The sequence below is a fragment of the Flavobacterium sp. UBA6135 genome (genome assembly GCF_002428305.1).
Lineage (GTDB): Bacteria > Bacteroidota > Bacteroidia > Flavobacteriales > Flavobacteriaceae > Flavobacterium.
The window spans coordinates 1-7,916 of record NZ_DIVJ01000046.1 but is presented as its reverse complement, the minus strand read 5'-3'; the positions used below and the strand labels follow the sequence as shown (position 1 = coordinate 7,916).

Below are 7,916 nucleotides of genomic sequence, written 5' to 3'. Positions count from 1 at the left end.
AGTTTTTGCCCAATTCAAAATAAACAACAGGATTGTTGGGCTGCAATGCTTCACATCTTTGCAATGCGTTAATTGCTTTATCATAATTTTCGATTCCTTTTTGCTTTAAAGATTCATAAAAAAACACTTGAAATTCATCAGTATCCAATGCGATATCTTCCGGTTCTTCTTGAGACCATAGTTGTAATGGTTGAGATAAAAACCCCAACACTATAAAAGCAAAAAACAATCGTTTTATTGTCATAATTTTATTCTAAAACTGAATAATCACCAATGCTTATTGAAGTAAAATTTCCGTCAAATGTCACGTTACTTCCGATCATTGCATTGTCTAAATTTGCATTTTTTATTACTGTCAAATTTTGAACCAAACTATTTTTTATTGAAGCATTTTCAACTTTACAACCATATCCTAATGACACATTTGGGCCAATTGTTGCATTTTTCAACTCAACATTTTCGCCAATGAAACAAGGTTCGATGATGGTTGAGTTCTCTGAAACAATCGCTTTTGAAATTAATTTTTCTCCATCCTGATGAAGGAAATGCAACATTTTTGAATTGGTTTCCACCGTCACATTTTTGTTTCCGCAATCCATCCATTCCTCTACTTTTCCGGGAACAAACTTCATTCCTTTTGCCATCATTTGTTTGATTCCGTCATTAATTTGGTATTCACCACCATGAATAATATTGTTATCAAGAACCGATTGCAACTCGTTTTTAAGAACGGCTACATCTTTGAAATAGTATATTCCAATTACCGCTAAATCAGAAACAAACTCTTTTGGTTTTTCTACTAATTCAATAATTTCTCCATCAGAATTCAAATTTACAACGCCAAAAGCTTCGGGCTGATCGACTTGTTTTACCCAAATTACGCTATCAGCTGAAGTATCCAAATCAAAATCGGCTCGAATCAATGTATCGGCATAAGCAATGACTGCAGGTCCGCTCAATGAATCTTTGGCACACATAATGGCGTGACCTGTTCCGAGAGCTACATTTTGATAATAAATAGTTCCTTTTGCTCCTAATTTTTGAGCAATTGCGATTAATTCTTCTTCCACTTGTTTGCCAAAACTTTCATGAATGATAAAAGCTACTTCATCAATCGGTTGATTCAAAACTCCGGCTATATCTTCCACTAATCGATGAACGATTGGTTTTCCGGCTATTGGAATTAATGGTTTTGGAACGGTTAGGGTATGAGGTCTTAATCTTGAACCGCGACCGGCCATTGGAACTATTATTTTCATATTGATGTAGTAAGATTTGAGTAGTAAGACTTGACTGAATACTGTTAACTATTAATTTTAAAAACTGTTTACTGTCACTGAAAACTGAATACTATTTTACGCCTGTGCTACCAAAACCACCTTCACCTCTGGATGTTTCAGATAATTCATTTACTTCAATCCATTCGGCTCTTTCGTGTTTGGCAATGATTAATTGGGCGATTCGCTCACCGTTTTCGATGACAAATTCATCATGGGATAAATTTACTAAAATTACCCCGATTTCACCACGATAATCAGCATCAACTGTACCGGGAGAATTTAAAACGGTGATTCCTTTTTTGGCAGCTAAACCACTACGAGGACGAACTTGAGCTTCATAGCCAATTGGTAACTCAATAAACAAACCTGTTTTAACGATGGTTCGTTCTAATGATTTTAAGGTAATTGGCTCTGATAAATTGGCTCTTAAATCCATTCCGGCAGAAGCAATTGTTTCGTAGTTGGGTAAGGGATGTTGTGATTTATTGATGATTTTGATTTGCATTTAATTTGATTTTTTTAAAATTCGTAAAATAGTTTCTTTTTCATTGTAATACACAAAATAAAGAAATAGCAATAACACTCCGACTCCTATGAAATAATTTTCTCGGAATCCATAAAAATAGATTGTTGAACCAATAATTGATAGACCAAGATAACCGCTTATTTTTTTCATGTCATATGGAATTGGGTAGTATTTATTTCCCAAAACATACGATATAAACATCATTGAGCCATAGGCTACAATTGTTGCTATTGCAGAACCTACATAGCTTAAATGTTTGATCAGGAGAAAATTCAAAACTAGCGTTATAATGGCTCCAACAATAGAAATATAAGCTCCCATTTTGGTTCTATCGGTCAACTTATACCAGACAGAGAGATTGGTATAAATTCCTAAAAAGAAATTGGCTAAAACAATCAAAGGCACCACTTTCATGGCTTCCCAATAATCGCTGTTTGGGATTAATAACACTTTGATGATATCTGCAAAAACGATTACTGACAATGAAATAATGGAACCAAAGATTACGAAATATTTAGCAACATCTGCATAAGCTTTGGGTGCGTTTTCATTTTTAGCATAACTAAAAAAGAAGGGCTCAATTCCTAAAGTATATGCCGTTCTGAACAAAACCATAAACAATCCGATTTTATAACAAGCAGCATAAGCCCCAATCTCTGATTTGCTGACATTCAGAAATTTTAATAGAATTTTATCAAAATGTTCGTTGATGGCAAATGCCAAACCTGCAATTAAAATCGGGAAACCATAACGAAGCATTTTCTTCCATAATTGGGTATCAAAATGCCATTGAATGTGAAAGTAATTTGGCAATAACACAACTAAAGTTAACAAACTAGCTATGATATTGGCTATAAAAATATAGCCTATTTGGAAGTTTTCTATATAAATACTTGCCAAGAAACTATCGGGATTTGCGGCGGCCATTTTGGGTAATACAAGCAAAAAGAAAAGATTTAAGCCAAGGTTTACCAACACATTTCCAATTTTAATAATGGCATAAATAACGGGGCGTTGATAGGCTCTAAGTTTTGAAAAAGGAATAATCACTAAAGCATCCAAAACTAATATCCAAATGGTGTAGGTGATAAATTCTACATCAATTCCTGCCAATTTTGCAATGGTGTTTCTGAACAACATAAAAACTACCAAAAAAACAATGGAAGACCAAAAAACAGAAATCATCGATGTTCCTATCACTGCTTTTTTATCGTCATGATTTGAATAAAATCTAAAAAAAGAAGTTTCCATTCCGTAGGCCAAAAGAACATTAAAAAAAACAATCCACGAAAAGATAACAGACACTTCTCCATAAGCTGCTGTATCAAGAACATCAGTATAAAGTCGCACCAATAAAAAACTCAACATTCTGGGAAGCACGGTAGCTAACCCATAAATGGCGGTTTGTTTAAAAAGTGATTTGTAAAGTCCCAAGGGTTAGTGGTCTTTTATAGTTATCAAGCAAAATTAACTAATTATTTGACTTTTCGGCAACATCAAGGAATTTGTGGTGCATTAAGTTATTTTTGTGTGAATATTCTAAAACGGCTTCTGTAGGTTTTAAATTAAATTTTGGTTTTTCTGCAATAGGCAGTTGGTTGCCGTATTCATTCTCAGCATCTGCATCAAGAATTAAATCGTGTTTGATGAAAACCGCTTCTACTTTATGACTGGAAATCATTTTAATTACTGCGGATTGGTTTTTGAAATAAAGTTTTTTGAGTTTGATGTTTTCTGGAATGTCTTGTTGAAATTCGATAAAAAAATGAGTTTGATTGCCTTTTGTTTGATAAAAATAATGAGAAATTGGAATGGGAAATTGGGTTTGGAAGGTTTCTTTTGAAGAACATCCACATAAAAATAGTAATTGTATGTAAAGCAATTTTTTCATTTTATAAAAACACAATTATCCGCCGAAAATTGATTTAAATAAATCAAAATAATTTATTGTTGTTTCAACTTGAAAAACAACTAATTAAAAGTTTTTGTACGTTTGTAAAAAATAAAGTTATGAATGTATCACTTGAAATAAAAAAAATTCAAAAAGAGTTAGAGTTGATTCAAGATGAAAATCTTATTAACTCGATAAAATCACTTTTGGCTTTCGCTAAAAAGCAAAAAACTACTGCTATTTTAAACCCATTCTCGGTTTATGAATATAAAAAAAGAGCGGAACAATCTAAACAAGATATAAAATTAGGTCGATTTATAGATGTTGACGATTTATAGATGAGAAGGCTAGTACTTTTTTATTTATCTCAAAATTAAATAAAATGTTGAATTACTTTTTTTTCGAAAACAATTGTTTTGATGGTATAATTGCTAACCCAAACATGAGATAATTCCCGTTTATTTTGTGAATTGAAGTGGTATTTTCAGATACTTGCAAATTAACTGTTTCAACTTTATTAACAAATATATCTTCATTTTGAATATTATATTTTACAAAAGGTTTAAAACAAAAAAGCTTAGTGTATAGGTTTGCTCCAATAGAAAGGTTAAAACCATAGGTAAATTGTCCTTTGTTATTTCCTTCTTCTAAAAAACCTATTTGATCTTCAATGTTGGGATTAGTTATTAAAAGGAAACCAGTTGTCGGATCATCTTCATAAAAAAGTAGTTCAACACCGGTTCCAACAAATAAATCAAAATTCTTGGAAATTGTGATTATATATTCAATAGAAAGAGGTAATTTGTATTGATTAATATCACCTACTTGTGTTAATCCTCTTAAATCAAACTCTCCACCAAAATCAAATGATCTAATGTTGTAAAATTCCCTAGTTAAATAGGTTCTAAAATGTAATCCTGCTTTAAAATTAAATTTTTTAAAACTATAGAATCTATAATCGAGCCCTATCGTAAACGTTTTCTTAGTGTCGTAAAAATAACCCACACTGTTTTGCTGATTATCGGTAAATAATCTCTCAGTACCAACTACAATACCCAATTTCGTATAATTTTCATGTTCTTTATTGACTGACTGTGAGTAGGAAAAAAAACAAGAAAAAGTGATGAGCATCATGATGCTCATCACTTTTTTTAAACTATTGGACAACATTACCACTGTAAAAATCAATATTTTTAATAACATCTTCTCTTCTTTTATGAATTCCAAGTAAACTGTTATGTAAAGTATGGTTACTTAATTCAAATGAAGTTTGTTTTACTTTAACTTTACTTCGTTTTTTTGTCTTTGCTTTATCAACTGGTCCAGGAGAACCACAACCATTAGCAACGAAACCTACATATCTTGTCCCTTTAATTGCTGCTGTTATTGTAGTTTTACCTCTTGTCCAAACACCTAACTTTTTTCTATAATATTTTGTTTTTGCCTTTATATTTGGGGCGGTAAAAAATGTTAATGAAGGATTTCTAATCTTATCTATAGTTTTTATTCTTGTACTTGAACCTGTTGAAAAAAACTTTCTATGATCAACTGCTCCTTTACAAGAACCGGAAGAAGAATTATTTTCTTCTCTAACCACAATTACGTTTGGATTATTAGTAGGCATCTGACCTGTTTGATTTATGCTCTGTAAAGCTGAATAATCTTCGTTGTGTATTTCAATATGACCCCAATGAAAAAATTTATACAAAACATATCCGTCATCTCTACTTCCAATAATTACTTCTACACCTTCATTAAAAAGTGTTCTTTCAATTTCGTCAATGAAATGATTGTCGGGGTCTGCTTCAACATCCCACTCACCATCACCTTGTTGACTAAGCCAATCTGTCTCTTGGTCATAAACCATTCTTCTCAAAGAACAAAAATTTAAATCATTTTCAAAATTTATTAAAGGCATATCTTCATCAAAGCCTATACTTTCAGCAACAGCTTCATATTCTTCATCTGAAAGACCTGGGTCATTACTATATTCAAATTCATCACAATGAATTTCAACCATTTCGTCTAACTGATCTGCAATTATACGAAAATCTTCCCAACTCGGAAAAACAAGTATGTTATTTTCACAATTTGAGCTAAGTCCATTATCTATATAAATAGCTTCAACATTTTCAAATAAAGAACTACTTCTCTGTTCAAAAGAATTTTTATTGATTAAAACTTCTTCTTGACTAAGATTCGGACTATCACAAGAAATAATTATTCCTGCGAATATTACAAAAAATAGTTTTTTGTAAACTAATAACTTTTTAAAGATTGTGCTTGATTTACTCATAAATTTAATTTTTAGGTTAATGATTTGAATTAATTTGGGTTATAAACTTCTGTTTCTGGTAATTTTTTTGTGGAAAAATAAATTTTAAAAATTTTTATGTAGCTAAATACTTGATTTAAAAAGTTTGTTCAAAATTAATCCATTGCGTATTTTTTGCGTATTTTCGCAATACAATAAATGTTTTATGGAAAAATTTAAACTGATTGAGGTAAGAAAGAAGAAGGGTATTTCCCAGCAACAAATTGCAGAAAAACTCTGTATTGATGTTTCTAATTATAACAGAAGAGAAAAAGGTTTAGCTAAAATTCATTCCTCAGAATGGGTGAAATTGGCAAGTATTTTAGACGTCCCTATTGAAGATATTTTTGAAGTGGAAGAAACCACTTTTATAATTTGCAAAGATCAATCTGTTGGAATTAATCAAGGGACCAATAATGTTTACACAATTCCTGAGTTTATTCTTGAAAGTCAACGAAAATACATTCAAAAACTCGAAGAAGAAAATCTAAGTTTAAAAGAGCGGTTAAAAGAATAATCTACTCCTCCAAAAACTTTACAAAATGAAACCCTTTCGGCACAAATCCATGGTTGAAATAAAACTTATGAGCCGGAAAATTATTGGTATAAGCATCTAACGCTACGACTTTGCAACCTAAATCAATGGCTTTTTGATTCAAGTATTCTGTGAGTAATTTTCCAACTCCTTTAGAACGATGATTGGGATGCACAATCACGTTGTCTAATTCAAGATATTTTCCGCACCATAATTTTGTTCCCACCCAAAAACCGGAAAGACCAACTGCTGTTTCGTTTTCAAAAGCAACTAATTGTTTGTAGTTGTTAGGCAGCATTTCATCTAGCAAATCACTGTAAATTTGTTCGGTAAATTCAGGATATAATTGCTGAATTAAGGGCAATTGTTGAAGCATTTCAACTTTGGAAGAAAGTTCTTTGAGCGTTACCATTTATTCTGATAATAAAGTTTCATTAAACAAATTCAAAATTCGGGTATATTCATCCACCCATGAATAGGTTTCTCTAAAACCGTGTGCTTCAACCGGATAAACCGCCAAATCCCAGTCTTTTTTTCCTAATTCGATAAATCGTTGTGTCAATCTAATAATATCTTGAAATTGTACATTATCATCAACCATTCCATGTAACATTACTAATCGGTCTTTTAAATTATCGGCAAAATAAATCGGTGAACTTTTTTTATAAGCTTCCGGATCCGTTTCCGGATAATTTAAAATGTTTGCGGTATAACCATGGTTGTAATGAGCCCAATCTGTCACTGAACGTAAGGCTGCTCCTGCTTTAAACTCTCCGGGTGTGGTGAGAAGTGCCATCAATGTAATGAATCCGCCGTAAGAACCGCCGTAAATGCCAATTTTATCAGGATTGATTCCCTTTTGTGACACTAAATAGTTTTTCCCATCCAAATGGTCTGACAAATCCAATCCACCCATATGTCTATAAATTCCGGTTCTTACATCACGTCCATAACCGTCGCTTCCACGATAATCGATATCTAAAACGGTGTAACCCAAATCGGTCAGCAAATTGTGAAACATATATTCACGATGATAACTACTCCAAAAATTATGAGCATTTTGCAAATATCCGGCCCCGTGAACAAAAACTACCGCTGCATTGTTTTTATTTTTTGCGTTAGGTTCGTAAACTCGAGCATAAACATCGGCTCCGTCTTTGGCTTTGAAAGTGATTACTTCAGGTGATTTCCAAGTATAAGCGTCAAATGTTTTAGTTGTTGAAAAGGTTATTTGCTGTAACGTAGCATTAGGTTTATTTTCACCAATATATAATTCCCATGGCTTGTTTTTTGACGAATAGCGAACCAATAGCATTTTTTCGTCAGGTGATACTTCTACTTCGTGTGCTCCTTCTTTGTTTATAATCGGA

The 7,916-nt window shown here is 32.2% G+C and carries 10 protein-coding genes and 1 pseudogene; 2 read left to right on the top strand and 9 right to left on the bottom strand.

Features of this window, described 5'->3' with window-relative positions:
* The 5 genes and pseudogenes from B3L86_RS11295 to B3L86_RS11275 all read right to left on the bottom strand — a co-directional run.
* A pseudogene (locus tag B3L86_RS11295) lies at positions 1–244 on the bottom strand (cytochrome C biosynthesis protein); the annotation flags it as partial.
* A 4-nt stretch (positions 245–248) separates the two neighbouring features.
* Entirely contained in the window at positions 249–1,259 is a 1,011-nt protein-coding gene (locus tag B3L86_RS11290) for a sugar phosphate nucleotidyltransferase (RefSeq protein ID WP_291119093.1), read from the bottom strand.
* A gap of 91 nt (positions 1,260–1,350) precedes the next feature.
* Complete coding sequence (dut, locus tag B3L86_RS11285) at positions 1,351–1,785, bottom strand: dUTP diphosphatase (protein WP_291119091.1); 435 nt, start codon at positions 1,783–1,785, stop codon at positions 1,351–1,353.
* Positions 1,786–3,240 (bottom strand): lipopolysaccharide biosynthesis protein, encoded by a 1,455-nt coding sequence (locus B3L86_RS11280; protein ID WP_291119089.1) that lies wholly within the window; start codon positions 3,238–3,240, stop codon positions 1,786–1,788. It lies immediately after the preceding gene.
* Between the two features lie 37 nt (positions 3,241–3,277).
* Positions 3,278–3,697, bottom strand: coding sequence for a hypothetical protein (locus B3L86_RS11275; RefSeq protein ID WP_291119087.1), 420 nt, complete (start codon positions 3,695–3,697; stop codon positions 3,278–3,280).
* Positions 3,698–3,816: 119 nt separating this feature from the next.
* On the opposite strand from B3L86_RS11275, the gene B3L86_RS11270 reads away from it, so the two are divergent.
* Positions 3,817–4,035 carry a hypothetical protein gene (locus tag B3L86_RS11270; protein ID WP_291119085.1) on the top strand — a complete coding sequence of 73 codons (219 nt, stop codon included), beginning with the start codon at positions 3,817–3,819 and terminating at the stop codon, positions 4,033–4,035.
* A gap of 52 nt (positions 4,036–4,087) precedes the next feature.
* Here the strand turns inward: B3L86_RS11270 and B3L86_RS11265 are convergent, their stop codons facing one another.
* Together B3L86_RS11265 and B3L86_RS11260 are read right to left on the bottom strand one after the other, a co-directional pair.
* Positions 4,088–4,900 (bottom strand): hypothetical protein, encoded by an 813-nt coding sequence (locus B3L86_RS11265; protein ID WP_291119083.1) that lies wholly within the window; start codon positions 4,898–4,900, stop codon positions 4,088–4,090.
* Positions 4,854–5,993, bottom strand: a complete 1,140-nt coding sequence (locus B3L86_RS11260; protein WP_291119081.1) for a hypothetical protein — start codon at positions 5,991–5,993, stop codon at positions 4,854–4,856. The genes B3L86_RS11265 and B3L86_RS11260 overlap by 47 nt, the downstream gene beginning before the upstream one ends.
* Before the next feature lie 184 nt (positions 5,994–6,177).
* On the opposite strand from B3L86_RS11260, the gene B3L86_RS11255 reads away from it, so the two are divergent.
* The gene (locus tag B3L86_RS11255; RefSeq protein WP_291119079.1) at positions 6,178–6,528 is read left to right on the top strand and encodes a helix-turn-helix transcriptional regulator; all 351 of its coding nucleotides are present in this window, start codon (positions 6,178–6,180) and stop codon (positions 6,526–6,528) included.
* A gap of 1 nt (position 6,529) precedes the next feature.
* Here the strand turns inward: B3L86_RS11255 and B3L86_RS11250 are convergent, their stop codons facing one another.
* Positions 6,530–6,958: a GNAT family N-acetyltransferase gene (locus B3L86_RS11250; protein WP_291119077.1), complete on the bottom strand. Its 429-nt coding sequence runs from the start codon at positions 6,956–6,958 to the stop codon at positions 6,530–6,532.
* A partial coding sequence (locus B3L86_RS11245) for an alpha/beta hydrolase family protein (protein ID WP_291119075.1) occupies positions 6,959–7,916 on the bottom strand: 958 nt, incomplete at its 5' end.